This is a genomic window from Xylanimonas allomyrinae (genome assembly GCF_004135345.1).
GTDB classification, from domain to species: domain Bacteria; phylum Actinomycetota; class Actinomycetes; order Actinomycetales; family Cellulomonadaceae; genus Xylanimonas; species Xylanimonas allomyrinae.
This window is the reverse complement of sequence record NZ_CP035495.1, coordinates 3,777,003-3,802,944: the sequence shown is the minus strand read 5'-3', so window position 1 is coordinate 3,802,944 and position 25,942 is coordinate 3,777,003. Positions and strand designations below refer to the sequence as shown.

The 25,942-nt window shown below is 74.7% G+C and carries 18 protein-coding genes and 2 pseudogenes; 7 read left to right on the top strand and 13 right to left on the bottom strand.

Annotation, left to right across the window (positions count from 1 at the left end):
• The first annotated feature begins 53 nt into the window (after positions 1–53).
• Positions 54–1,064 carry an acetylxylan esterase gene (locus ET495_RS17185; RefSeq protein ID WP_129205786.1) on the top strand — a complete coding sequence of 337 codons (1,011 nt, stop codon included), beginning with the start codon at positions 54–56 and terminating at the stop codon, positions 1,062–1,064.
• Between the two features lie 18 nt (positions 1,065–1,082).
• On the opposite strand, the gene ET495_RS17180 is transcribed toward ET495_RS17185, so the two are convergent.
• The 9 genes from ET495_RS17180 to ET495_RS19805 all read right to left on the bottom strand — a co-directional run bounded on the left by ET495_RS17180 (position 1,083) and on the right by ET495_RS19805 (position 12,773).
• Positions 1,083–2,042: a 4-(cytidine 5'-diphospho)-2-C-methyl-D-erythritol kinase gene (locus tag ET495_RS17180; protein ID WP_129205785.1), complete on the bottom strand. Its 960-nt coding sequence runs from the start codon at positions 2,040–2,042 to the stop codon at positions 1,083–1,085.
• A complete protein-coding gene (gene rsmA / locus ET495_RS17175; protein WP_129205784.1) occupies positions 2,039–2,944 on the bottom strand; it encodes a 16S rRNA (adenine(1518)-N(6)/adenine(1519)-N(6))-dimethyltransferase RsmA in 906 nt (301 codons plus the stop codon). The genes ET495_RS17180 and rsmA overlap by 4 nt, the downstream gene beginning before the upstream one ends.
• 51 nt (positions 2,945–2,995) lie before the next feature.
• A complete protein-coding gene (locus ET495_RS17170) occupies positions 2,996–4,339 on the bottom strand; it encodes a resuscitation-promoting factor (RefSeq protein ID WP_245993185.1) in 1,344 nt (447 codons plus the stop codon).
• A 347-nt stretch (positions 4,340–4,686) separates the two neighbouring features.
• A complete protein-coding gene (locus ET495_RS19055; protein WP_245993183.1) occupies positions 4,687–7,359 on the bottom strand; it encodes a resuscitation-promoting factor in 2,673 nt (890 codons plus the stop codon).
• A gap of 150 nt (positions 7,360–7,509) precedes the next feature.
• Positions 7,510–8,781, bottom strand: coding sequence for a resuscitation-promoting factor (locus ET495_RS17155; protein ID WP_245993181.1), 1,272 nt, complete (start codon positions 8,779–8,781; stop codon positions 7,510–7,512).
• A 32-nt stretch (positions 8,782–8,813) separates the two neighbouring features.
• On the bottom strand, positions 8,814–9,746 hold the full coding sequence (locus ET495_RS17150) for a TatD family hydrolase (protein WP_129205781.1): 933 nt from the start codon (positions 9,744–9,746) through the stop codon (positions 8,814–8,816).
• A gap of 18 nt (positions 9,747–9,764) precedes the next feature.
• Positions 9,765–11,384 (bottom strand): methionine--tRNA ligase, encoded by a 1,620-nt coding sequence (gene metG / locus ET495_RS17145; RefSeq protein ID WP_129205780.1) that lies wholly within the window; start codon positions 11,382–11,384, stop codon positions 9,765–9,767.
• A gap of 43 nt (positions 11,385–11,427) precedes the next feature.
• A complete protein-coding gene (locus tag ET495_RS19810) occupies positions 11,428–12,159 on the bottom strand; it encodes a PQQ-dependent sugar dehydrogenase (RefSeq protein WP_425471166.1) in 732 nt (243 codons plus the stop codon).
• Positions 12,081–12,773, bottom strand: coding sequence for a PQQ-dependent sugar dehydrogenase (locus ET495_RS19805; protein ID WP_170220629.1), 693 nt, complete (start codon positions 12,771–12,773; stop codon positions 12,081–12,083). Before ET495_RS19805 ends, ET495_RS19810 begins: the two co-directional genes overlap by 79 nt.
• Positions 12,774–12,863: 90 nt before the next feature.
• On the opposite strand from ET495_RS19805, the gene ET495_RS17135 reads away from it, so the two are divergent.
• A complete protein-coding gene (locus ET495_RS17135; protein WP_129205779.1) occupies positions 12,864–13,253 on the top strand; it encodes a hypothetical protein in 390 nt (129 codons plus the stop codon).
• A 13-nt stretch (positions 13,254–13,266) separates the two neighbouring features.
• Positions 13,267–13,851 carry an isochorismatase family protein gene (locus tag ET495_RS17130; RefSeq protein WP_129205778.1) on the top strand — a complete coding sequence of 195 codons (585 nt, stop codon included), beginning with the start codon at positions 13,267–13,269 and terminating at the stop codon, positions 13,849–13,851.
• A 16-nt stretch (positions 13,852–13,867) separates the two neighbouring features.
• Here the strand turns inward: ET495_RS17130 and rsmI are convergent.
• Positions 13,868–14,748 (bottom strand): annotated as a pseudogene (gene rsmI / locus ET495_RS17125) (16S rRNA (cytidine(1402)-2'-O)-methyltransferase).
• A gap of 75 nt (positions 14,749–14,823) precedes the next feature.
• Between rsmI and ET495_RS17120 the strand changes: the two are divergent.
• Positions 14,824–16,644 (top strand): dolichyl-phosphate-mannose--protein mannosyltransferase, encoded by a 1,821-nt coding sequence (locus ET495_RS17120; protein WP_129206103.1) that lies wholly within the window; start codon positions 14,824–14,826, stop codon positions 16,642–16,644.
• A 123-nt stretch (positions 16,645–16,767) separates the two neighbouring features.
• Here ET495_RS17120 and ET495_RS17115 read toward each other — a convergent pair whose 3' ends face one another.
• Genes ET495_RS17115 through ET495_RS17105 form a run of 3 tightly spaced genes read right to left on the bottom strand, consistent with a single transcriptional unit; the run spans position 16,768 to position 21,527 of the window.
• A complete protein-coding gene (locus ET495_RS17115; RefSeq protein WP_129205777.1) occupies positions 16,768–18,234 on the bottom strand; it encodes a family 20 glycosylhydrolase in 1,467 nt (488 codons plus the stop codon).
• Positions 18,231–19,982 (bottom strand): hypothetical protein, encoded by a 1,752-nt coding sequence (locus ET495_RS17110; RefSeq protein WP_129205776.1) that lies wholly within the window; start codon positions 19,980–19,982, stop codon positions 18,231–18,233. The genes ET495_RS17115 and ET495_RS17110 overlap by 4 nt, the downstream gene beginning before the upstream one ends.
• Before the next feature lie 36 nt (positions 19,983–20,018).
• Positions 20,019–21,527, bottom strand: coding sequence for an APC family permease (locus tag ET495_RS17105; RefSeq protein ID WP_129205775.1), 1,509 nt, complete (start codon positions 21,525–21,527; stop codon positions 20,019–20,021).
• Positions 21,528–21,703: 176 nt separating this feature from the next.
• Between ET495_RS17105 and ET495_RS17100 the strand changes: the two genes are divergently transcribed.
• The 3 genes and pseudogenes from ET495_RS17100 (at position 21,704) to metG (ET495_RS17090) (ending at position 25,879) form a co-directional block, all read left to right on the top strand.
• Positions 21,704–22,783 (top strand): phosphotransferase enzyme family protein, encoded by a 1,080-nt coding sequence (locus ET495_RS17100; RefSeq protein WP_129205774.1) that lies wholly within the window; start codon positions 21,704–21,706, stop codon positions 22,781–22,783.
• A complete protein-coding gene (locus tag ET495_RS17095; protein WP_129205773.1) occupies positions 22,780–24,096 on the top strand; it encodes an aspartate aminotransferase family protein in 1,317 nt (438 codons plus the stop codon). The genes ET495_RS17100 and ET495_RS17095 overlap by 4 nt, the downstream gene beginning before the upstream one ends.
• Positions 24,093–25,879: pseudogene (gene metG / locus ET495_RS17090) on the top strand (methionine--tRNA ligase). Before ET495_RS17095 ends, metG (ET495_RS17090) begins: the two are co-directional and overlap by 4 nt.
• Positions 25,880–25,942: the final 63 nt, after the last annotated feature.

The following is a 25,942-nucleotide window of genomic DNA, read 5'->3' as shown; positions in this document are numbered from 1 at the left end:
CGAATCGATACAGTCGTGCCGCATCGCGCCGACGCACCACCGGGAGGACGCCCATGGCCCAGTACGACCTGCCGCTCGACGAGCTTGAGCGGTACTCCCCCGCGGTCGACTGCCCCGACGACCTGGTCCCCTTCTGGACGGCGACCGTCGCCGAGGCGCGCGCGACCGCCGACGCCCCCGTCGTCGTCCGTGTGGAGACCGGCCTGACCGAGGTGGTCGTCGACGACGTCACCTTCGCGGGGTTCGGCGGCCACCCCGTCAAGGCGTGGCTCGTGCGCCCCGCCCGGCACGATCCGGCCGCGCACGCGCCGCTGCCCGCCGTCGTCGAGATGCTCGGGTACGGCGGCGGGCGCGGGCTGCCGCACGAGCACCTGCGGTGGGCGGCAGCGGGCGTCGCGCACCTGGTCATGGACACGCGCGGGCAGGGCGGGCACTGGGGCGCGGGCGGCGAGACGCCCGACCCGGTGGGCCGCAGCGCCGGCGTCGCCGGCTTCATGACGGCGGGCATCGACGACCCGCACGACCACTACTACCGCCGCTTCTACACCGACGGCGTGCGGGCCGTCGACGCCGTCCGGCAGATCCCCGGCATCGACCCGGCACGGGTCGCGGTCACGGGGGTGAGCCAGGGCGGCGGCGGGTCGGTCGCCGTCGCGTCGCTGCTCGCGATGGCGGGCGACGACGTCGCGGCCGCGATGCCCGACGTGCCGTTCCTGTCGCACTTCCGCCGGGCCGTGCGGCTCGTCGACTCACGCCCCTACGGCGAGATCACCCAGTACCTGTCGGTGCGTCGCGGCCCGGCCGCCGAGGCGACCGTGTGGCGCACGCTGTCCTACCTCGACGGCGCCAACCTCGCCCGGCACGCGACCGCGCCGGCCCTGTTCTCGGTGGCGCTCATGGACGTGACGTGCCCGCCGTCGACGGTCTACGCGGCCTACAACGCCTGGGGCGCCGCGGCGGCGGCACCGCCGCGCAAGCGCATCGACGTCTACCCGTACAACGACCACGAGGGCGGTCAGGCCTACCGGTTCGCCCCCCAGCTCGCCTGGCTCCGCGCGAGCTAGGCACCCGCCGCGGTCGCGTCAGGTGGTGTGGCGCGCTCCGTGCGCCGGGCCCGTCGTGGTCCACACCGTGTCGGCGGCGCCCTCCGCCGTCCACGTGGCCGCGATCGCGAGGGCGTGCTGGCGGGAGCGGGCGAGGGCCGCGACCGTGGGGCCCGAGCCCGACACGATCGCGCCCAGCGCGCCCGTCTCGTGCGCGATCTCGAGCGTGCGGGCGAGCTCGGGGCGCAGGGAGAGCGCAGCCTCCTGGAGGTCGTTGTGCAGCGCCGCGCCGAGCGCCGTCGGGTCGCCCGCGCGCAACGCCTGCATGAGCGCGGTGTCGTCCGCGAGGCCCACGGGGGACGCGGCGCCGTGGGTGAGGTCGTCGAAGGCCGCGAACACGGCAGGCGTCGACAGCCCCCGCTCGGACGCGCCGAACACCCAGTGGAACTCGCCGCGCGTCATCGCGGGTGTGAGCAGGTGCCCGCGCCCCGTCCCGACGGCGGTGTGCCCGAGCAGGCAGAACGGCACGTCGGAGCCGAGCCGCGACGCCAGTTCCATCAGCTCGGTGCGTGGCAGGCCCGTCTCCCAGAGGGCGTCGCACGCCACGAGCGCGGCCGCGGCGTCGGCCGACCCGCCCGCCATGCCCCCGGCCACGGGCACGCCCTTGCGCACGCGCAGGGCGACGTCGGGCGCGATCCCCGCGTGCTCGGCGAGCAGCACCGCGGCACGCCACGCGAGGTTGGTCGAGTCGGTCGGGACGAGCTGGGCCTGCGGTCCGTCGACCGTCAGGGAGACGCCCGCACCGGGCAGCACCTGGCTGGCCGCGACCTCCTCGAACAGCGCGACGGCCTGAAACACGCTGACCAGCGGGTGGTAGCCGTCGTCCTGCACCGGTCCGACGCGCAGCGAGAGGTTGACCTTGCCGGGCGCCCGCACGCGCACCGTGGGCGGGGGTGCTGCGGTCAGTCGCGTCGGAGGCGTCGCCCGGGGCCGGTTCACTCGTCCACCGTGCCAGCGGGCGCGCCGGGCCGCACACCGTCGAGCGCGTCGTGCCGTGCCCACCGCTCGGCGATGCGTGCGAACTGTGCGACGTCGAGCGTCTCGCCGCGGGCACCCGGGTCGACGCCGGCCTCCCGCAACGCCGCCTCGGCCGCGGGGCCGGACCCGAACAGGCCGGACAGGGCGGCCCGGAGCGTCTTGCGCCGCTGCGCGAACGCGGCGTCGACGACGGCGAACACCTGTTCACGCGTCGCGGACGTCGGCGGCGGGTCGCGTCGCTCGAGCGCGACCAGCGCCGAGTCGACGTTGGGCACCGGCCAGAACACGGTGCGGGACACGGTGAGCGAACGCCAGGCGCGCGCGTGCCAGGCGGCCTTGACCGAGGGCACGCCGTAGATCTTCGAGCCGGGTGCGGCCGCGATCCGGTCGGCGACCTCGGCCTGGACCATGACCAGGACGGACTCGAGCGTCGGGAACCGTTCGAGCATGGTCAGCAGCACGGGCACCGCGACGTTGTAGGGCAGGTTGGCGACCAGTGCCGTCGGCGCCTCGCCCGGCAGCGCCGTCACGTCGAGCGCGTCGCCGAGCACCACCTCGAAGGACGCCTCCGGCAGGTGCGCCCGCACGGTGGCCTCGATCTGCCCGGCCAGCACGGGGTCGATCTCGACGGCCACGACCGACGCCCCGGCTTCGAGCAGCCCGAGCGTCAGCGACCCCAGGCCGGGGCCGACCTCGACGACGCGCTGCCCGGGCCGCAGGCCTGCCGCGCGCACGATCTTGCGGACCGTGCCGGCGTCGTGCACGAAGTTCTGGCCGAGCGTCTTGGTCGGGCGGACGCCCAGGCGCCCTGCCAGGTCGCGGATCTCCGCGGGACCGAGCAGGGCGCTTGAGGGCTGCGTCATGCAGGTGAGCCTATCGAGTAGGGGTCCCCGGCGGGCTCGCCGGGGCGGTGCTCAGTACCAGCCGGTCGACTGGGAGTGGCCCCATGCCGTGCACGGCGTCCCGTAGCGGCCGGCGATGTAGCCCAGGCCCCAGGTGATCTGGGTGGCGGGGTTGGTGCGCCAGTCGGCCGCGACCGAGCCCATCTTGGACCCGGGCAGCGCCTGCGGGATGCCGTACGCCCCCGAGGAGGGGTTGGCGGCCGACGGGTTCCAGCCCGACTCCTTCTGGAACAGCGAGTCGAGGCACTGCCACTGCTCGCCCGTCCAGCCGCGCGCGGCTGCGAGCTCCTGGCCGATGGCACGCGGCGAACCCGACATGACGGGCCCGGAGGCGGCACCCGTGGAACCGGCGCCCGCGGCGGGCGGCGGGGTCTGAGGCCGTTCCTTGGTGCCCTGCGCGACGATCTTCGCGACGGGCGGCGTGGTGACCTCGTCGGACTTGACGGTGCGCGAGGTCTCGGCGCCGTCGACCGTCACGACGGTCTCGACGACGGTCCGCACGCCGTCCTGGCCCTGCTGGGCGACCTTGGTCTGGTCACGGTAGAGCGTGGCGTCGTCCTGGGTCTGCGTCTCGAACGGCACCGCGTGCTCGGTGGTGACGTCCTGCGTGACGACGCGCTGCACGACGACGGCGACGCCGGCGCCACGCGCCGCGACCGTCTGGAGGTCGGCCGCGTTCAGGCCGGCGTTCGCGAGGCCGACGACGCGCACGGTGTCTTGCGCGCCGAGCGTGACGTGGGCGGCGGCGAGCGCCGCGTCGATGCCGTTGCGGCCTTCGGGCACGACCGTCGGCGTGCCGTCGGCGACGACCGCGACGGGGCCGTCGGCGTCGAGACGCAGCGCGAGGCTGGCTCGCTCGCCCGAACGGGAGGCGACGAGCGCGACGTCGTTCCCGCGCGCGGCGAGCGCGGCGAGCGCCTCGCCGGCGTCGAGCGCGGTGACCCAGGTGGTGGTCTGCGTCCCGTCGGCCTGGATGGTCAGCTCGCGGGCGTAGCGCACGACGACGTCGGCACCGTCGGTCAGTGGCTGGTCGGCGGCGGGGCTGACGAGGTCGCGTTCGTTGACGCGCACGCCGCGCGCGTCGAGCAGGCCCTGCACGGAGCCGGCGAACGTGGAGATCGTGGTGAGGTGGCCGTCGACGTCGAGGGTGACGTTCTTGTGGGCGTCGGCATAGGCGACGGCTCCGCCGGAGACGGCGAGCGAGGCGGTCACGAGGCCCGCGACGAGGGGCAGCCTGCGGCTGCGCGCGCTGCGACGGCGGGCGGGGGTGTCGGTGGTGGTCGCGGTGGTGGTCGCGGTGGTGTCGGCGGCCGGTTCGGTGGGCGTTGCCGTCGACTCGTGGTCAGTGGTGTTCACGGAGGTCCAGACGTCGTGCTCTCCGGGCACGGGCGGGCGAGCGACGGGCCTTGTGGGCCACCGCGGCGTACGCCCGTGAGGGCGCACATGTGTCCCCGGTCAGGGCCACGGTGCGGTCTCGACCGGCCGATCCGGCGGTCGCGACCCGAGAGTCGGGTCGGTCTGCGTGCGTGTGGGCTCGGCGTCAGGAGCGCCGCCGGCCTACACCCGGGGATGCCCGTTCGCATGCAAGACAATCGACCGTAACCGAGTTGTTATCGGATTCTCAAACCGGGAGGGCCGAACGTGGCGAACGCCACGCGTCACCCGACTGTGCACCACGCGCCGCGCGGGGCCCGCGCGGGCCCTCACAGAAGCCCGAGCTTGCGCGCGCAGGCGGGCCACTGGCCCCAGCCGGAACGCGTCTGGAGCGCCTGCGCGCGTTGCGTCTGCTCCTCGGGCGACGCCTGCGAGGGCAGGCCCGAGCCGCCCACCGCCTGCCACGTCGAGACCGTGAACTGGTACAGGCCGTGATAGAGCCCGTTCGCGGAGACCGCGTCCGCGCGCCCACCCGACTCGCACTGCGCGAGCGCGGCCCACACGTCACCGGTCACCGCGGCAGCGGGCGCCGGTGCGGGTGCCGTGCCTGCGGCGGGGGCAGCCACCGGGGCCGTGGGGGCGGGTCGCTCCCTGGTCCCGACCGCGACCACCTCGTCGACCGGCGCACGCGTCTGCGTCTGGGAGACCAGCGTGCGCTCGGTGGCCTCGCCGTCGACCGTCGTGACCCGCTCGACGCGCGTGAGCACGCCGTCCGCACCCGCTTGCACGACCTTCGGTGCCTGATCGGCGTAACGCTTCGAGTCCTGCTGCTCGACCCGCTGGAACGGGACGGGCGTGTCCTGGGAGACCTCCGTCGTCTCGACGCGCTGGACCCAGACCGCGACCGCGGCCTGGTCCTGGGCGTCGACGTCGTGCGCGGGGACGACGCTCACCAGATCGTCCGCGTCGACGCTCACTCCCGCGCGCTCGAGCACGGCCGCGACACCCTCACCGCCGTCCGGCACCGCGCGGGTCTGCCCGTCGGCGACGACGGCGACCGGCCCGCCGTCCGCGGCGAGACGCAGCGGCAGCGCGAGGCGGTCTCCGGAACGCGACGCGACCAGGCGCACGTCGCCGCCGCGGTCGCGCAGGCGGCGCAGGGCGTCGTCGGCGTCGACCGCCGTGACCCACGTGGTGGCCTGCCGCCCGTCGGCCTGCACCGTCACCTCACGCCCGTACCGCACGACGACGTCCGCGCCGTCGCGCAGCCGCGCGCCGGTCGCGGGGGTGACGGCGTCACGCTCGCCGACCCGCACGCCCTCGCCGCGCAGCAGCCCTTCGACGGATCCGGCGAAGGTGGTCACCTGCGTCACGTGCCCGTCGACGTCGAGCGTCACGGTCTTGTGCGCGTCGGCCACGGCGCCGACGGCGCCGCCGGCAGCGAACGCGACGGTCGCGATGCCCGCGGCGATCATGACGCGCCGACGGCGTCGGCTCGGGCGGCCGGGAACGTCGTCGGCGGGTGTCAGGTCGGGTCTCTGCGGATCAGTCACACGGTTCCTCGCGGTCGTGCCGCCCGGGTCGAGGCCGGGCGGGCTGGGACACAGCATTCCCGCGACCGTAACCGGCTCGTGACCTGACGCCAACTCATCGGGCGCCGATTTCCGACCTCCTGGCCGCGATGTCCGGAATCTGACCCGTCGAAGATCGATCTCAGCGCAGGCCCAGACGGCGCGAGCACGCCGGCCACTGCCCCAGCCCGACCGCGCCTGAAGAGCCTCGGCACGGGCGCGCTGCTCCGCCGGCGAGGCCTGGGACGGCAGACCCGTGCCCCCCACCGACTGCCAGGTCGCGACCGAGAACTGGTACAGACCGTGAAACCGTCCACCCGCCGAGACGGCGTTCGGGCGACCGCCCGACTCGCACTGCGCCAGCGCCACCCACACGCTGTCCGGGACCGCCCCGGACGCGGCGGGCACCGGGGCGGGCGCCGGCCGTCGGCGCGTCCCCACCGCCACGACCTCGTCGACCGGCTCACGCGTGCGCGCATCCGACACGACCGTCTCCGCGACGACCTCGCCGTCGATCGTCGTCACCCGCGTCACGCGCGTGACCTCTCCCTCCACGCCCGCCCGCGTCACGCGCGGGCCCAGGTCGGCGAAACGGCCGGGGTCGTCCCGCTCGACGCGGGCGAACGGCACCGGCGTCGTCTCGACGACCTCGCGCGTCTCGACGCGCCGCACCACGACGGCGACGGGCGCGTTCCCGACGCGCTCGACACCCACCCGCGCGGGGTCGACCACCTGGACGAGGTCGTCGTCGTCGACCTCGAGGCCCGCCGCGGCGAGCAGCCCGTCGAGGCCACCGCCGTCGTAGCGCACCGCGTGCGTCTCGCCGTCGGCGACGAGCGCGACGTCGCCGTACCCGGCGTCGAGGCGCAGCGGCACCTCGGCACGGCCGCCCGAACGCGAGGCGACCAGACGCACGTCACCCCCACGGCTCGCGAGCCGGGCGAGCGCGTCGCCCGCGTCGAGCGCCGCGACCCACACCTGCGCGGGCACGCCGTCGACCTCGAGCGTCACCTGACGGCCGATCCGCACCACGACCTCGGCGCCCTCGCGCAGACGCGCGCCAGCAGCGGGCGCCACGGCGTCGTGCTCACCGAGCTCGACGCCCTCGGCGCGCAACAGCCCCTCGACCGACCCGGCGAACGTGGTGAGCGTCGACACCTCGCCGTCGACGTCGAGCGTGACGGTCTTGCGGGCCTCGGCGAACACGAGCCCGCCCGCGGTCAGCGCCACCGCCGTCACCCCGGCCACGACGCCCAGGCGCCGGCGACGACGACGGCGCACACGGGCGACCGAGCGCGTCGCGGGGCGCGGGCACGCGGGCGTCTCATCGAGGGCGTCGACGGCGCTCACGGGGATCTCGACGGTGTCGAGGCCGGGCTCAGGCGTCTGCGAGGGGGAGGCGGAGAATGGATGGCCGGGGTTCGCGGTCACGCGGATCCTGACGTCGGCGCCCCGGTCGGTCGGGGGCGCGGCGGGCACGGAAAGCATCGACGGTAGGCACACCGACGCCGTCGGCCCAAGGCGAGCGGTCCACGCTGAACGGTCCCCGGGCGCGCTCCGTCCGGTGCGCGACAGCTGCCGTCAGTACCAGCCGGACTCGATCGAGTGGTTCCACGCCCCGCACGGGGTGCCGTAACGGCCCGCGATGTAACCCAGTCCCCAGGTGATCTGCGTGGCCGGGTTGGTGCGCCAGTCGGCGCCCGCCGACGCCATCTTCGACCCGGGCAGCGCCTGCGGGATGCCGTACGCCCCTGACGACACGTTCTCGGCGTCCACCCGCCAGCCCGACTCCTTGGACCAGAGCTTGTCGAGGCACACGAACTGGTCGGCACCCCACCCCCGCTCGGCGAGCAACGCCTGCGCCGTCTCGCGGGCCGACCCCGGCGTCACCTTCACCGTCGCGGGGTCCAGCGTGCCGACGACGACGACCTCGGTGCGCGGCTCGCGCGTCACGGTCCGCGCGACGACGGTGCGCTCGACCTCCGCCCCGCCGAGCGAACGCGTCGCGTACGTCGTCACGGCCTCGCCCGCGCGGCCCGCCGTGCGCACGTGCCGGTAGCCCTGCGGCAGCGCCGGCTCCTCGACCGTCTGGGTCTCGAACGGCAGCACCTCGGTGAGCGTGTCGGCACCGGTCGACTCGCGTGAGACGACCACGAGCATCCCGTCGGCGGCCGCCGCACCGAGCGGCACCGACGTCGCGTCGCCGTCGCCGAGCGTGATGCCCGCGTCGGCGAGCACGTCACGCACCGTCGACTTCGCGGTGCGGATCGGCAGCACCGAGCCGTCCACGGCCACGGTGACCGTCTTGAGCGTCGAGACACGCACCGGCTCGCGGCCCAGCGGCTGCGACCGCGACGCGGTCGCCACGGCGCCGTCGCCGCGTGCCCCGAGCGCCGCGATGAGGTCCCCGACGGTCAGCGCCGTCGTCACGAACGTGCGCGAGCTGCCGTCGACCTCGAGCGTCACCTGGCGTGCCGAGCGGACCACGATCGTGCTCCCGTCCTGCGCGTTCGCGCGCAGCGCCGGGGTCACCTCGTCGCCCCGATGCACGGCCACGCCCTGGAATCGCAGCACGTCGTCGACGGTGCGGCCGTACGCCGACACGCGGCGCACGCGCCCGTCGTCGTCGATCGTGACCGTCTTGTGCGCCGACTCCAGGCCGAAGAACCCCGCGACGAGACCGACGACGACCAGGGCGTGCAGCGCGCGTCGCGTGCGCCCGGCGGGGTGCGTCTCGCGGTGGGCGGCCGGACGCGCCGGACCCGAGGCGCGGCGCCGGCCGGAGGGCAGCGCGAGATGCGCGGGCGACGGCTCCGCGTGGTCCGCGTGCCTCGATCGCGACCTGGTCCTCACGGAACCCAGACCGTACCGTTCGCAGCCTGCGCTCACCAGGGCCCGTACACCACGCCGGTGTTCGCCGAGATCGCGTCGCACACCCGCTCCAGCGGGCGTTCGAGCACGTCAGCGAGAAAGCGCACGGTGTGCGCGACCGCGAAGGGCGCGTTGGGCTGCCCCCGGAAGGGGTGCGGTGTGAGGTACGGCGCATCGGTCTCGGCCAGCAGCAGATCGATCGGCGCCACGCGGACCGCCTCGCGCAGGTGCGCGTTCGCCTTGTACGTGACCGGCCCCGCGACGCTCAGGTACCAGCCGTGCTCGGCGCACACGCGGGCCAGGTCGACGTCGCCCGAGAAGCAGTGGAACACCGTGCGCTCGGGGGCGCCGTCGGCCAGCAGCACGTCGACGACCTGCGCGTGCGCGTCCCGGTCGTGGATCTGCAGCGCCAAGCCCAGCTCCTTGGCCAGTGCGACGTGCGCCCGGAAGCTCTCCCGCTGGACGGCCGCACCGCGCGGGCCGGTGCGGAACAGGTCGAGCCCCGTCTCGCCGATCGCGCGCACGCGCGGGTTCGCGCGTGCCAGGTCGGCGATCTCCGCGATCGCCTCGTCGAGCGGCACGAGGTGGTGCGGCGCGCGCTCGTACTGCTGCCCGTCGGGGCCGACGTCGTGCGCGTCGGCGTGCAGCACCGCCTCGTTGGGGTGGATGGCGATCGCGCCGAGCAGGGCGCTCACGTCGGGGGCCTCCGGGAGGAGGCCGCGCAGCAGCGCGTCCGTCCACCGCGCCGAGGGCAGGTCGCACCCCACCTGCACCATGCGGTCGACGCCGGCGGCCGCCGCGCGCGCGACGTGCTCGGCCACGGTGGGCACCGGGACGCCGTCGGGCAGCACGTGGGCGATCGACTCCAGGTGCGTGTGGTTGTCGGCGACCGGGACGGGCAGGGGCGCAGGGTCCGCGGGGAACCCCCGCTCACGCGTGCGGGCCATGAGACTCCGATCCCGCCGTCAGCTCTCCTCGAGGCGCGGGAACAGCGCCGCACCCTTGGTCACCACGGTGCCCGCGGGCAGCACGCCGAACGCCGCCGCCGACGCGACCGGCTGCGCCTCGATCGGGCCCAGCACCGCGCGCGCGCCCAGCGCGTCCCACAGCGCCGACGCCGCCTTCGGGGTCACCGGGTGCAGCAGCACCGCCAGCGACCGCAGGGCCTCCGCGGCCGTGACCAGCGACGTCGCGAGCCGCCCGCCGTCGACGCCGCGCCCGTCGGCGTCGGTCTCGCCCGGCTCCTTGGCGACCTTCCACGGCTGCGTCTCGGTGACGTAGAGGTTCGCGGCGTCGACCAGCGTCCACACGGCGGCGAGCGCGTCATGGATCGCCAGCCTGTCGATCGCGGCCTCGGCGTCGGCGACGGCCTTGGCGGCGACGGCCTCGAGGTCGGTCTCCAGGTCGGTGCGCGCGCCCGGCGTGGGCAGCGCACCCCCGAAGTACTTGCCGACCATCGCCGCGACCCGCGAGGCCAGGTTGCCGAAGCCGTTGGCCAGCTCGCCGTTGTAGCGCGCGACCATGTCCTCCCACGAGAACGAGCCGTCGCCGCCGAACGCGATGGTCCGCATGAAGTAGTAGCGGAACGCGTCGGAGCCGAACGTGTCGATGATGTCGCTCGGGGCGATGCCCGTCAGACGGGACTTGCTCATCTTCTCGCCGCCCACCAGCAGCCAGCCGTGCGCGAACACCTGCCCCGGCAGCGGCAGACCCGCGGCCATGAGCATGGCCGGCCAGATCACGGCGTGGAACCGCAGGATGTCCTTGCCCACGAGGTGGACGTTCGCGGGCCACAGCTCCTCGAAGCGGGCGCGCTGCGCGTCGTCGTCCGACCCGAAGCCCACCGCCGTCGCGTAGTTGAGCAGCGCGTCGAACCACACGTACAGCACGTGCTTGTCGTCCCACGGGATGGGCACGCCCCAGTCGAACGTGGACCGCGAGATCGACAGGTCCTGCAGGCCCTGCTTGACGAACCCGATCACCTCGTTGCGCGCCGACGCCGGCTGCACGAACTCCGGGTGCTCCTCGTACAGCGCCAGCAGGCGGTCGGCGTACGCGCTCATGCGGAAGAAGTAGTTCTGCTCGGCGAGCATCTCCACGGGCTTGAGGTGGATGGGGCACACCTTCTGCCCCTCGAACTCACCCGTGCCGTCGACCAGGTCGCCGGGAAGCTTGTACTCCTCGCAACCCACGCAGTACGGGCCCTCGTAGGAGCCCTCGTAGATCTCGCCCTTGTCGTGCAGGTCCTTCAGGAACGCCTGCACCGCCGACTCGTGCCGGGGCTGCGTGGTGCGGATGAAGTCGTCGTTGACGACGTCGAGCGTCGTGAGCACCGGCTGCCACGCCGTCTCCACCAGCCGGTCGGCCCACTCCTGCGGGGACACGCCGTTCGCCTCGGCCGTGCGCAGCACCTTCTCGCCGTGCTCGTCCGTGCCCGTCAGCAGCCAGACGTCCTCCTGCCGCTGCCGGTGCCACCGCGTGATGACGTCGGCCGCGACCGTCGTGTACGCGTGCCCGATGTGCGGGGCGTCGTTGACGTAGTAGATCGGGGTGGTGAGATAGAACGGCTTCGCAGCGGCGGGCATGGCGCCATCGTAGTTGGGTACGACCGACGCCGAGCGCGGCCCGTCAGCCGCCGGCGACCCGCACGTGGAGCAGCCTGTCGTCGTCCGGTCCCGGGGTGCCGCGCCCGTCGGTGTTGTTGGTCAGCACCCACAGCGACCCGTCCCGGTCGGCGACGACGGCGCGCAGCCGGCCCTCGCCGGTCAGCAGCGCCTGCGGCTCGCCGAGCGTGCGGGGACCGCCCGCCGTGGCCGCCACCGACGCCGACGGCGGCGCCCACGGCACGCGCCACAGCCGCTGGCCGCGCAGCGCCGCGAGGTAGACCGCCTCGTCCGTGACGGCCAGCCCCGACGGCGAGGCATCGCTCGTGGGCCACACGACGAGCGGCTGCACGAACCCGTCGACCACGACGGGGCCGCCACCGGGCACCGCGTCGGGCGTGCCCTGCCCGGCGCCCTCGACCTCGGGCCAGCCGTAGTTGCCGCCCCGGACGATCTCGTTGAGCTCGTCCCACGTGTCCTGCCCGAACTCGCTGGCGAACATGCGCCCGGAGGAGTCCCAGCCGAGACCCTGCACGTTGCGATGCCCCAGGCTCCACACGGGCGAGCCGTCGAACGGGTTGCCCGGGGCCGGCGTGCCGTCGCGCGTGACACGCAGGATCTTGCCGTTGAGCGACGCGCGGTCCTGCGCGGACGGCCGGTCCCCGGCGTCACCCGTGGTCACGTACAGGTAGCCGTCCGGGCCGAACGCGAGGCGCCCGCCGTCGTGGTTGGCGGCCTTGGCGATGCCGCCGAGCACCGTGGTGAGCTCGCCCAGCGCCGGGCCGCGCGGCGTCGCGGCACCGCGCGGGGCAGGGTGAGCAGGCCGCGCACGACGGCGTTGTCGTCCGTGCCGGTGCGGTAGAGGAAGACGGTGAGCGGGGCGGGCGCGCCCGGGTCCGTCACGCCCGGGTCTGTCACGCCCGGGTCTGTCGCAGCGGGCACGGGAGCCGCCGGGACGGCGCTCGCGACCGCGCGCGGCTCCACGGCGACGCCGAGCAGTCCCCCCTCGCCTCCCGGCGCCGTCTCCCGCCGCAGCTGCTCGGCGCCGGGCCCGCCGACCGCCGTGACCGTGCCGTCGCCGGGATCGACGACGGCGAGAGCGGCCGAGTCCCGCAACGTGACCAGGAGCCTGCCGTCGGGCAGCAGGGCCAGGCCCCAGGGGGCGTCGAGGCCCGTCGCGACCGTCGTCGCCTGCGCCGTCGCGGGCTGTCGCGGCGGCTCGGGCGTCACGGACGCCGCCGGGCCCGGGGACGGCACGCCGGGCTCGCCCGGGTCGCAGGCCGCGCCCAGCGCCAGCAGGCCGACCGCGAGCGCCGCCGCACCGATCCGGTCGGGGTGATGCCTCGCTCCCGCTCGCCGTCGTCGGCACATGCGCCCATCCTGGCAGGGGGCGGCGGGCGTGTCGCCTCGCGGCGCACCGCGACCACGGCGGCGCCGGCCGAGGGGTCGCCTGGAGGGCACATGAACGCGCGGGTCCTGAGCTTCGTCGTCGCCGCGGTCGCCTACGGCGTCACGCTGACGGTGGCCGCGCTCGTGCTGCCCGGCCTGCACATCGGGTTCCTGTGGGCGGTGTTCGCGTGGGCGCTGTTCACGCTGTCGATCACGCTGCTGCGTCCGCTCATCACGCGCTGGCTCTCCGCGCACGTGCACCGCTACACGTGGGTCACGGGCCTCGTGACCGTGCTCGCGTCGCTCGTCGTCACCTCGTGGCTCTCGCCGCGCTCCGGGTTCCGCATCGACAACCTGCTCACGTGGGTGCTGGCGACCGTCATCGTGTGGGTGGGCACGCTGGTGTACGACGTCGTCGACGACAGGATCGTGGCCGCCGTGCGGCCCTTGACCGAACGGTGACAGGCTGGTCGCCATGACCGAGACCCCGCGCCGCGCCCTGATCGTCGTCGACGTCCAGCCGACGTTCTGCGAGGGCGGCGAGCTCGCCGTCGAGGGCGGCGACAAGGTGGCCGCCGACGTCGCCGCGTACGTGCGCGCGCACCGCGACCGGTACGCCGTCGTCGTCACCACGCAGGACTGGCACATCGACCCGGGCCCGCACTTCAGCGACCACCCCGACTTCGTCGACTCCTGGCCGCCGCACGGCGTCGCCGGCACGCCGAACGCGGCGCTGCACCCGGCGCTGGCGGACCTCGCACCTGACGCGTCGGTCAAGAAGGGCCAGTACGCGCACGGCTACTCGGGCTTCGAGGGCGTCGACCCGGCGGGCCGCCCGCTCGAGGCGGTGCTGCGCGAGGCCGGTGCCGAGGCGGTCGACGTGGTCGGGCTGGTCGAGTCGCACTGCGTCAAGCGCACGGCCCTCGACGCGGCCCGGCTGGGCTGGCCGACGCGCGTGCTGACCGACCTGACGATCCCGGTGACCCCCGAGCAGGGAGCCCAGGCTCGCGAGGAGCTGACCGCCGCGGGCGTCGCCCTGCTCGCGTCCGCCTCCCTCTGACCCGCGCTCTCGCGCGCTACCGCGCCGCGAGGGCGGCGTTGTAGACGTCGCGGCGGCTCACGCCCGCCGACGCCGCCACGTCCGTGGCCGCCTCCTTGAGCCGTTCCCCTCCGGCCACGCGCGCGAGGACCTCCGCGACGAGGTCGTCCAGCGACGGCGTCGCCGCGGCCGGCGCCCCGCCGACGACGACGCAGATCTCGCCGCGCAGCCCCGGCCCGCCGTCGTCGCCTCGGGCGGCGACCTGCGCGGCGAGAGCACCCAGGTCGCCGCGCAGCACCTCCTCGAAGGTCTTGGTCAGCTCGCGGCACACGGCGGCCGGGCGCCCCTCCCCGAAGGCCGCGGCCATCGCCTCGAGCGTCGCCGCGATGCGGTGCGGTGCCTCGAAGAACACCATCGTGCGCGGCTCGGCCGCGAGCGCCGCGAACGCCTTCGCCCGCTCCCCCGGCTTGCGGGGCGCGAACCCTTCGAACGTGAACCGGTCGGTCGGCAGCCCCGACAGCGCGAGCGCGGTCAGCACCGCGGACGGCCCGGGCGCGGCGGTCACGCGCACCCCCGCTCGACGGCGCGCGCCACGACACGGAACCCGGGGTCGGAGACCGCCGGCATGCCCGCGTCCGTCACGACGACGACGGTGCCGCCGCCGTCGACGACGTCGAGCAGCTCGTCGGCGCGTGCCGCCTCGTTGTGCTCGTAGTAGGACACGACACGGCCCCCGACGCTCACCCCGAGCCGCTCGGCGAGCGCGTGCAGGCGCCGGGTGTCCTCGGCGGCGACGACGTCGGCGGTGGCGAGCAGGCGGCGCAGGCGCGGCGAGGCGTCCTCGGCGTTGCCGATGGGGGTGGCGGCGAGCACGAGCGACCCGGCCTCACGGGCCGCGTCGCCTGGTGGTGACGTCATGCGGTCAACCATCGCACGCCGCACCGCATGGCTGACCCGCCGGTCGCCACCGCGCTCCCACCCGCTGCCCCTACGATGCCCACCGTGACCGAGCCTCAGGAAGCTCCCGCCGGGTCCGACCCCGGCGAACCGGCAGCGAGCACGGCCGAGTCGCCCCTGGCCGGGGCGCAGGTTCGCGCGACCCCGGGCGACGTCGACGACCCTGACGGCCTCGGTGACCTCGGTGACCTCGGTGGCCCGGACGACCTCGACGCGGCCGACACCCTGTTCCCGGCGACGTCGGCGTCGGCGTCGCCGGGCGAGACCCTGTCGACCCGCGACCGGCTGCTGCGCACCCTCCTGGGACGGCGGCGGCTCGCGCTCGGTACCTCACCGCGTGACCGGCTGTACGGCTGGCTGGGCACGGGCGCGATCCTGGTGCTCGCGGCCGTCACCAGGCTGGTCCACCTGGGCCGGCCGCACAGCCTGGTCTTCGACGAGACGTACTACGTCAAGGACGCGTTCACGCTGTGGCGCCTGGGCTTCGAGGCGCAGTGGCCCGCGGACCCGAACCCGGCGTTCGAGGCCGGGCACGTGGAGACCTTCCTCGACCAGGCGGCGTACGTCGTACACCCACAGGTCGGCAAGTGGCTGATCGCGCTGGGCATGGAGCTGGGCGGGGGCGCGACCAGCTCGGCAGCCTGGCGGCTCGCGAACGCCGTCGTCGGCATCCTTGCCGTGCTGCTGGTGATCCGGATCGCGCGGCGCCTGTTCTCGTCGACGGCGATGGGGCTGGTCGCGGGCCTGCTGATGGCGGTCGACGGCACGTCGATCGTGCACTCCCGCGTCGCGCTGCTCGACCAGTTCCTCATGTTCTTCGTGCTGGTCGCGTTCGGCTGCCTGCTGATGGACCGCGAATGGGCCCGGCGACGGCTGGCCGAGCGGGTGGCCGCGATCGTCGACGCGGCACCGGCGGCACACCTGCGGTACGGGCCACGCCTCGGCGTCCGCTGGTGGCGGCTGGCCGCCGGCGTCTCGCTCGGGCTGGCCTGCGGGGTCAAGTGGTCCGGCATCTACTTCGTGGCGGTGTTCGGCGTCCTGACGGTGCTGTGGGATCTGTCCGCGCGCCGCGCGGCCGGGATCCGCCGCTGGTGGGAGGACGCGATCATCGCCGACGGCGTGCCCGCGTTCCTCGCCCTGGTGCCGACGGCCGCGCTCGTCTACGTGGCGACCTGGTGGTCGTGGTTCGCGACCCCGGGCGCCTACCTGCGGCAGTGGGCCGCACAGAACCCCGGCCAGGGCGTCACATGGCTGCCCGAGGCGCTGCGCTCGCTCGTCCACTACCACCAGCAGATGTGGACGTTCCACACCACGCTCGTCTCCGACCACCACTACAAGTCCAACCCGCTCGGCTGGATCATCCAGTGGCGGCCGACGTCGTTCTACTGGCAGCCCAGCGACACCGGATCGGGTGGCTGCGACGTCGCGCCCAGCTGCACCTCGGCGATCACCTCGCTCGGCAACCCGTTGCTGTGGTGGCTCGCGGCGCTCGCGATCGTCGCCGTCGTCGTGCTCGGCGCGACGCGCCGCGACTGGCGGGCGCTGGCCGTGCTGTCGGGCACGGTGGCGGGCTGGGTGCCCTGGGTGGTCACCTACCTGCAGACCCAGCGCACGATGTTCACCTTCTACACCATCGCGTTCACGCCGTTCGTGGTGCTCACGCTGGTCTACGTCGGCGTCGTCGCCCTGGAGCACACCGAGGGCAGGGCGCGAGAACGTCGCCGGGTCGTGGCGGTCATCGCGGCCGTCGTGGTGGCGATCTGCGTGGTCTCGGCGGCGTTCTACCCGCTGTGGACGGCACAGCAGGTGCCGTTCGACTACTGGCGCAACCTCATCCGGCTGCGGTCCTGGGTGTAGCGCGAGCCGTCGGTCACGCCGCCAGGACGCCCCTGGCGTGCCCCTGCCCGGGGCAGGCGGCGCTGCCGAGGCCTGCGGTTCGCCGAGGGTGGCGGCGAGACGCTGCTGGCCGGCGACGCGCCGTCACGCGTCCTCGGCCGCTCCCGGCCAGGCCACCTGCCGCGTCGGGTGCCACGCCCACCCCTCGGCGTCCCACACCCGGGCGTGCCGTGCGACGCGCTCGCGGAACGACGCCCAGTCGCGCCCGCCCGGTGCCGTCCACGCCACCTCCGCGAGCGCGGGCAGCCGCGGCAGCAGCATCGAGAAGACGTCGTCGGGTGTCACGACCGTCTCGGTCCACAGCGCCGCGGCCACGCCCTCGACGGCGTCGGCCGGCAGCCCCGGCACGGCGGTCGCAGGCTCCCAGTCGTAGGCGTCGCGCACGTCGACGAACCCCATCCAGTCCTGCCCGATGGGGTGGCCGGCGTCGTACTTGAGGTCGAGGTAGGCGTGCGAGGCGGGCGAGAGCACGAACCGGGACCCGGCAGCGGCCGCGCGCGGGAAGGGGGCGGCGTCGGCGCGCGGGTCCCAGTACTGCAACGTCACGCCGGGTGCCGCGACGGCGGCCTCCTGCCACGCCAGGGGCGTCTTGCCGGCCGCGCGCACCGCGTCGACGGCGAGCGCGACGAGCCGTGCGTACTCGTCGGCGGCGAGGGTCAGGGCTTCGTCCCCGCCGATGTGGACGAAGCGTCCAGCGGTCATGGCGGCGACGTCGCCCAGCACGTCGCGCACCCACGGCTCGGTCGCGGGGTTGCCGGCCCACAGCCGGGAGAACCCGACCTCGATCCCGCCGTACGCCGGGGTCGGGGCGCCGTCGGGGTTGAGGTCGCCGCACGCGTGCAGGGCGGCGTTGGTGTGCCCCGGCACGTCGATCTCGGGGATGATCTCGACGAACCGGGCCGCGGCGTAGTCCTGCAGGTCGCGGAACTCCTCGACCGTGAGCCAGCCACGCTCGCCGTCGGGCACCGCGCCGCCCACCTGGGTGTGCCCCGAGCGCTGCGTCAGCTCGGGGTGCGAGGGAACCTCGAGCCGCCACCCCTGGTCGTCGGTGAGGTGCAGGTGCAGCACGCGCAGCTTGTAGGTGCCCGCGAGGTCGACGACGCGGCGCAGCACCGCAGGCCCGAACCAGTGCCGTGCGACGTCGAGCGTCAGGCCCCGCCACGCGTACCGCGGGGAGTCACGCACGACGACCGTCGGCACGGTGCGCCGTGCGGTGACGAGCTGGCGCAGCGTGCGCATCCCGTGCAGCAGCCCCGCCGCCTCCGCGGCGGTGACGGTCACGCCGTCGTCGCGCACGTCGAGCACGTAGCCCTCGGGGCCGCCCGGGGCGGCGTCGTCGCGCCGCAGCTCGACGACGACGCCGGGGGCGCCCTCGGCGAGCGCGTCAGGGCCGGCGCCCGTCACGGCCACGCCCAGGGGCGTGAACAGCTCGCCGGCCAGCGGCGTCCAGCGGAGCGGGTCGGCCGAGACGACGAGCACGGCGGACAGGTCGAGCTCGCCGCCGCGAGGCTCGACCTCCGTCGGCCACGGGACCAGCCCGAGCGCGCTCATCGCGCGACTCCCAGGACGCGGCCGTCGACGACGGCGACCTGAGGCCGTGCGACCAGGGACGCGGAACCGTGCACGGCCGAGTCGAGCGAGCCGACGGCGAGCAGCACCTGCGGCAGGCCGTGCTGGGTGACGACGGCGGCGAGGTAGTCGACCACGGCCTGGAGCTCGGCCACGTCGACGCTGCCGCCGCGCACGATCCCCGCACCCGAGCGCCGCTGCTCGGGGTGGACGAACACGCCCACCCCACCCTCTGCGATCAGGGGCTCCAGCACCCGCACCTGGTCGAGGAGGGCGATGCTGCCGCCCTCGAGGTTGAGCACGACGTAGCGGCCGGCGCGTCGCGCAGCATCGACCATCGGGGTGAGCGACTCGACAGTCTCGGAGCGCAGATACGTGCGGTCGGGCCCGGCGTCCCACAGGCGGGTCGCCGAGCGCAGCACGAGCGCAGGGACGCGAGGGGCGTCAGGATCCGCTGTCGAGGCGGTGCCCGTCGAGGCGGTGCCCGTCGAGGCGGTGCCCGTCGAGGCGTCGTCGGGCGAGGCGTCGTCGGTCGAGACGAGCGCGCGTTCGGGAGGGTCGGTGACGCGCGCGCTCACGGCGTCGAACCTCGCGGGCAGCACGCGCTGGCTCCCGTTGGGCAGGAGCTGCCCGCCCTCGGCGGCCGCAACCTGCCACGCGAACGTCGCGGGATCCGCGAAGCCGGGGCCCACGCCCACGACCGTCAGCGCCTGCGCGTCGCTGAGCAGGCGGACCGTCTCCCCCGACGCTCCCGGGTCACCGCCGGGAACGTCGCGCGTCACCGCACCCGCCGCGCGCAGCGTGGCGAGCGCCGCCTCCTGGCCCGGCGCGGGATCGACCAGCGCGAGAACCTCGGTCAGCAGGGCGGGCTCCGCGTCGGCCAGCGTGCTGCCAAGGTCGGCGCGCAGGTCCTCGAGCCGGCGCCGGTCGAGCGCGGGGCCCTCGGTCCCGGGTGCCGCGCCGGCGCCGTCGGCCGCCCCGCCAGGCACGACGGCGTCGGGGTCGAGGCGCACCACCCGCAGGCCCGCAGCACGCACCGCGGCCTCCGTCGCCGACGGCTCGACGGCCGCCCCCGTCTCGGCGGCGACCTCGGCCGGGTCCTCCTCGACGATGACGGCGGCACGCGCCCCGAGCCGTGCGGCCTCGCTGCGCAGCCCCCGGTCGTCGGAGCCGTCGGCGAGCAGCGCGGGAGCGCGCAGCGCCGTCGTGACGGCGCTCAGCGCCGCCGCGGCGTCGTCGTCCCCGAGGCCGGCGACCACCACGACGGGTGACGTCTCGAACACGAGCTTGCTCGCGGCGACCGCCAGCGCGGCCGGATCGGGCGACGTCAGCAGCGGGGTGTGCTCGTGCAGGTCACGCACCTCGACCGTGTGCGCCGCGGGAGGCACGGCGACCGGCTCGGGCGAACATGCCGCGAGACCGGCGACGAGCGCCACGGCGAGGGCCATGGCGGCGGTGGGAACCACCGTGCGGCGACCGGCTCGAGCTTCACGGGGATCCACGGCAACATCCTTCCCCATCGGCGCGGCGGCTCGCGACGTCCGGGCGTCAGCCGTCGGTCCAGTCGAGCTCGACGTCCTCGATCCACGCCCCCGTGAGGTCCCCACCAGGGCACGGACCGCCGCGTCGAGCTGCGCCCACTCGGGCACCTGGACGCTCGCGTCGTCGAGCCCTTCGACGTCGGCGCGCCAGCCGTCGCCCACCGAGGTCACGCGCACCGTGAATCGCATGCGGGCGAGCGTAGCCTCCGCCCGGGGCCGGTGCCGCTACCGCGCACCGGCCCCGGTCAGCACGGGGTCTGCGGCGTCGAAACGCTCCAGGTCCTCGTCGAGGTCGCGGTACACCTCGGGTCTGCGGGTGCGCAGGCGGCCGGCGAAGACGAGGCCGCCGACGACGGTCACGACCAGCAGCCACGGCAGCACCCGCACGTACAGCGCCTCCGACCCGGCCACGAGCGTGAAGTTGACGATCGCGCCGATGCTGAACCCGAGCAGGGCGAGGAAGCCCAGGCCGGGGGCGACCAGGGTGCTCCACAACCGCGGGTCGGCGGCCTTGCGGAAGTAGGCGACGACGGCGAGCGCCGCGATCGTCTGCACGATCATGACGGCGAGCGTGCCGAACCCGATGCCGACGGGCACGAGCGTCAGCACGGGCGGCAGCGGGTTGCCGTCCGCGTCCTTCTCGACGACCAGCGCGAACACGCCCGCGACCGCGAGCGCGAACACCAGGTTGACCACCTGGCCCCGCTCCGGGACGCCGTTGCGGTTGGTCGTGGCGAGCCAGCCCGGCAGGATGCGCGCGCGCCCCAGCGCGAACAGGTACCGCGCGGCCGAGCTGTGGAACGCGAGCTGTGCCGCGAACAGGCTCACCACGAGCAGCACGAGGGCGATGGCCCCCACGACGGGGCCCAGGTAGGAGTCGAGCAGGTCGAGCGTGAGGTCGCCGTCGGCGAGGCTGTCGAGCGCCGCCTGCTGTGACTCGCCGACGCCGACGGCGCTGACGATCGCCCAGCCCACGACGCTGTGCAGGAGGCCGATCGTGATGATGCCCGCGTACGTCGCTCGCGGGATGGTGCGGCGCGGCTCGCGCGCCTCCTCACCGAACAGGGCCGTCGCCTCGAACCCGATGAACGCCGTCGCGACCAGCAGGAAGGCGATCCAGATCGAGCCGCCCACGAGGATCGTGGGGCTGAAGGCCTGCGTGAACGCGGCCGTGCTGAACTCGCCGCGCACGGCCACCACGACGACGAACGCGAACAGGATGAGCGTCTCCAGCACCAGGGCGATGCCCAGGATCAGCGCGCTGACGTGGATGCCCGCACGGGCGAGCAGGAACGCGACGACGAACAGCACCGACCCGGCGAGGAACCAGTGGACCTCGAACCCGCCGAACAGCGCCGGCATCACCACCGACCCCGTGAAGAAGCCGATGGTGCCGAGCGCCCCGGCGACGAAGAAGTTGTACCCGAGCGTCGCCACGAGCCCGGTGATCACCCCGGCGGCCCGGCCCAGGCCCTTGACGGCGATGGCGTAGAACCCGCCGGCGCTGACGAGCTCCTTGGAGATCTGCGCGTACCCGACGGCGAACAGCAGCAGCGCGACCGCGACGATGATGACCGCGGCCGGGATGCCGCCGCCGTTGCCGAACCCGATGGCCAGGGGCAGCACCACGATGGCGCCGGTGAGCGGCGCGACGGCCGCCAGGACGAGGAAGACGATGGCGGGCACACCAAGCTGGTTCGGCTTGAGTGCGCCGCCCTGCGGGGCGGAGGTCATGGGGGGCTCCTTCGGTAGGGCGCTCGGACGTGTGACCCCCACCGTGAGGCCGGGGGCGCTCGCCGCGGTTGTCCGCCGGTGCCGAGCAGTTGTCTGTGCGCGCGCGGACCGTCCGGGCCCTGCGGCGCGCTCACCCGCCGCCCCTAGCCTTGCGGCGAGCCGACCCTGGAGCGTTCATGACCGCGTCCTGCCCCACCGTTCCCGACGACGGCGTCGTTCCCGACGTCGAGCGTGATGTGGCGCGCGCGGCGCTCGCCGCGTTCGGGATCGCCGCCGACGCCGACCTCTCGTTCGTCAAGCACCGCGAGAACCACGTGTGGCGGGTGCGCGCGCCCGGCGTCGACCGGGCGCTGCGCATGCACCGCCCCGGGTACCGCGACGACGCGCAGCTGCGGGCCGAGTGCCGTGCGCTCGAGGTGTTCCGCGCCGCCGGGCTGCGCGTCCCGGCGCCGGTGCCGACGCCGCGCGGCGAGCACGTCGCCGTCGTCGTCGACGCGGCGGGCACGCGGCGCCAGGCGACGATGCAGGAGTGGTGCGACGGCGGTGCGCCCGTGGGCGACGTCGGCGCGGCGTTCGAGCACGGCGCCGGCCCGGAGCCGGGCGCGCTGTACCGGCTCGGGCGGCTCGCGGCGCGGCTGCACCAGGTCGCGAGCACCGCGAGCGTCCCGCCGTCGGAGCGTCCCGCGTGGGACGCGGCGGGCCTGACCGGCCCGGCCGCGCTGTGGGGCCGCCCCGGTGACCTGGCGTCCCTGGACGACGAGCAGCGCCACATCCTGGACGACGCCGAGCACGCCGTCGCCGAGCGGCTGGCCGGCCTGCGGCGGGACCGCGCGACGTACGGCCTCATCCACGCCGACCTCACGTTCGAGAACGTCCTGGCCACGCCCGACGGCCTCGTGGCGCTCGACTTCGACGACTCGGGCGAGGGCTGGTTCATGTTCGACCTGGCGACGCCCGCGTTCTGGTGCGGTCGCGGCGACGGTGCGGCCGAGCGCGTCGCCGCGCTCGTCGGCGGGTATGCCGCCGTGCGCGCGCTCACGGCCGACGACGCCGCGGCGTGGCACCCGCTGCTGCTCGCGCGCGCCCTGAGCTACCTGGGGTGGGCGGCGCAACGCCCGGACGACCCGGTGAGCGTGTGGCACCACGAGGTCGTCGCGCCGTTCGTCGTCGAGGGCGCGCGCCGGTTCGTCGAGACGGGCGAGACGGGGTGGCCGTCGCTGCACGCCGCGGGCGACGCCGGGAGGGACGCGGCATGACCGGCCTGCGGGAGCGGCGCGAGCGGACGCTCGGCCCGTACGCCCCCTTGTTCTACGACCGACCGCTGGAGCTGGTCGGCGGCGACGGCGTGTGGCTCACGGACGTCGCGGGCGGCCGGTACCTCGACGCGTACAACAACGTGCCGCACGTGGGCCACGCCCACCCGCGCGTCGTCGAGGCGATCGCCCGGCAGGCGGCCACGCTCAACCTCCACACGCGGTACCTCAACGACCGCGTCGTCGACTACGCCGAACGGCTGCTGGCGACCTTCGACGCCCCGCTCGACCGCGTGGTGTTCACCAACAGCGGCTCGGAGTCCAACGACCTCGCCCTGCGCATCGCCGCGCAGCACACGTCGAGCGAAGGCGTGCTCGTCTCCGACTTCAGCTACCACGGTCACACGCGCGCCCTGGCCGCCGCGACGACGGGGCTGCGCACGCGCGAGGGCCTGGGGCCGCACGTGCGCACCCTGCGGGTCCCCGACCTCGACGGCGCCGACCGCGGCCACGACGAGGCCACGGTGCTCGCCGTGGCGCTGGACGAGGCCCGGGCCGCCATCGACTCGCTTCGCCAGGAAGGGCACGGGCTCAGCGCCCTGCTGTTCGACTCGCTGTTCTCGACCGAAGGCCTCAACCGCGTCCCCGCGGGGTACGTCGCCGGGCTGGCCGCCCTGGTCCGGGGGGCCGGCGGCCTCGTCGTCGGCGACGAGGTGCAGTCGGGGTTCGGCCGCACGGGCACCGCGTTCTGGGGGTACCAGAACCACGGCGTGGTGCCCGACCTGGTCACGATGGGCAAGCCGATGGGCAACGGGCACCCGGTCGGCGGCGTCGCCCTCAGCGCGGCGCTGCTCGACGAGTTCGGCCCGCGCAACATGTACTTCAACACCTTCGGCGGCAACCCGGTGTCCGCGGCGGCCGGCCTGGCCGTGCTCGACGTCCTGCGGGACGAGGATCTCGTCGAGCGGGCGCGCGCGACCGGCGTCGTCGTGCGCCGCGGCCTGGAGCGGCTCGTCGCGGCGCACGAACGGCTGGGGCCGGTCAAGGGCACCGGCCTGTTCTTCGGCGTCGAGATCCTCGACCGCCCGCGGAACGACCCGCGGGCGCGCCCCGACCCCGCGAGCACGCGGCGCGTCGTCGAGGCCCTGCGCGCACGGCACGTGCTGGTCAGCCGGATCGGGCGCGAGGACAGCGTGCTGAAGATGCGCCCGCCGATGCCGTTCGGCCCCCGCGAGGCCGAGCTGCTGCTCGACGAGCTCGCCGAGATCCTGGATGCGCGCCCGTTCGGACGCTGCCCCCTACGATCGGGCGCATGACCCACATCCTCTCGGCCGTGGCGTGGCCCTACGCCAACGGGCCGCGGCACATCGGCCATGTCGCCGGCTTCGGCGTCCCCTCCGACGTGTTCAGCCGGTACATGCGGATGGCGGGTCACGACGTCCTGATGGTCTCGGGCACCGACGAGCACGGGACGCCCATCCTCGTGCAGGCCGAGAAGGAGGGCGTCACGCCGCAGCAGCTCGCCGACCGCTTCAACCGCGTCATCGTCGAAGACCTCACGTCGCTCGGGCTCACCTACGACCTGTTCACGCGCACCACGACGCGCAACCACTACGCCGTCGTGCAGGAGATGTTCCGCACGGTCCACAAGAACGGCTACATGGTCGAGAAGACGACCCAGGGAGCCGTCTCCCCCTCGACGGGCCGCACCCTTCCGGACCGGTTCATCGAGGGCACCTGCCCGATCTGCGGGTACGACGGGGCGCGCGGCGACCAGTGCGACAACTGCGGCAACCAGCTCGACCCGATCGACCTCGTCCACCCCAAGAGCCGCATCAACGGAGAGACCCCTCGGTTCGTCGAGTCGAACCACTTCTTCCTCGACCTGCCCGCGCTGGTCGACGCGCTCGGCGGCTGGCTGCGAGGCCGGCAGGGCTGGCGCCCCAACGTGCTGAAGTTCAGCCTCAACCTGCTCGACGACGTCCGCCCGCGCGCCATGACGCGCGACATCGACTGGGGCATCCCGGTTCCGCTGCCCGGGTGGGAGGACAACCCCGCCAAGCGCCTGTACGTGTGGTTCGACGCCGTCATCGGCTACCTCTCGGCGTCGATCGAGTGGGCGCGCCGCACGGGCGACCCGGACGCGTGGCGGGCCTGGTGGACGGACGAGAACGCCCGCTCGTACTACTTCATGGGCAAGGACAACATCACGTTCCACTCCCAGATCTGGCCGGCCGAGCTGCTCGGATACGACGGCCGCGGGTCACGAGGCGGGCAGCCGGGCCCCTACGGCACGCTCCAGCTGCCGACCGACGTCGTCAGCAGCGAGTACCTCAACGTCGAGGGGCAGAAGTTCAGCTCCTCACGCGGGGTGGTCATCTACGTGCGCGACATGCTCGCCCGCTACCAGCCCGACGCGTTCCGCTACTACGTGGCGGCGGCCGGGCCGGAGAACCAGGACGTCGACTTCACCTGGGAGAGCTTCCTGCGCCGCACCAACGACGAGCTCGTCGCCGGGTGGGGCAACCTCGTCAACCGCACCGCGTCGATGGTCCACAAGAACACCGGGCAGATCCCGGCGCCCGGCGCCCTGCTCGACGTGGACCGCGCCGTGCTCGCGACGACGTCGGTGGCGTTCGAGACGGTGGGTGCGAGCATCGGCGCGAACCGGCAGCGCGCCGCGATCGCCGAGGCGATGCGCGTGGTCGGCGACGTCAACCGCTACGTGTCCGAGACGCAGCCGTGGAAGCTCAAGACCGACCCGGACCGGCTGGCCACCGTGCTGCACACCGTGACGCAGGCCGTCAGCGACTGCAACACGCTCCTGTCGCCGTTCCTGCCGCACAGCGCCCAGACGATCCACGAGACGCTCGGCGGCACCGGGACCATCGCACCGCAGCCACGCATCGACGAGGTCACCGACCTCGACGACGCCGCACGCACCTACCCGGTGATCACGGGCGACTACCGCGACGTCCCTGCGTGGGGTCACGGCCCGTCGTCCCCGGCACGCCGATCGGCAAACCGTCGCCCGTCTTCACCAAGCTGGACGACTCGATCGTCGAGGAGGAGATCGAACGCCTCCGGGCACGGGCGTGACCGTGGCGCGGGCCTGACCGCTCGGCCGGTCCGGCCTGGAGCACGCGCTGCGCCGTCCACATC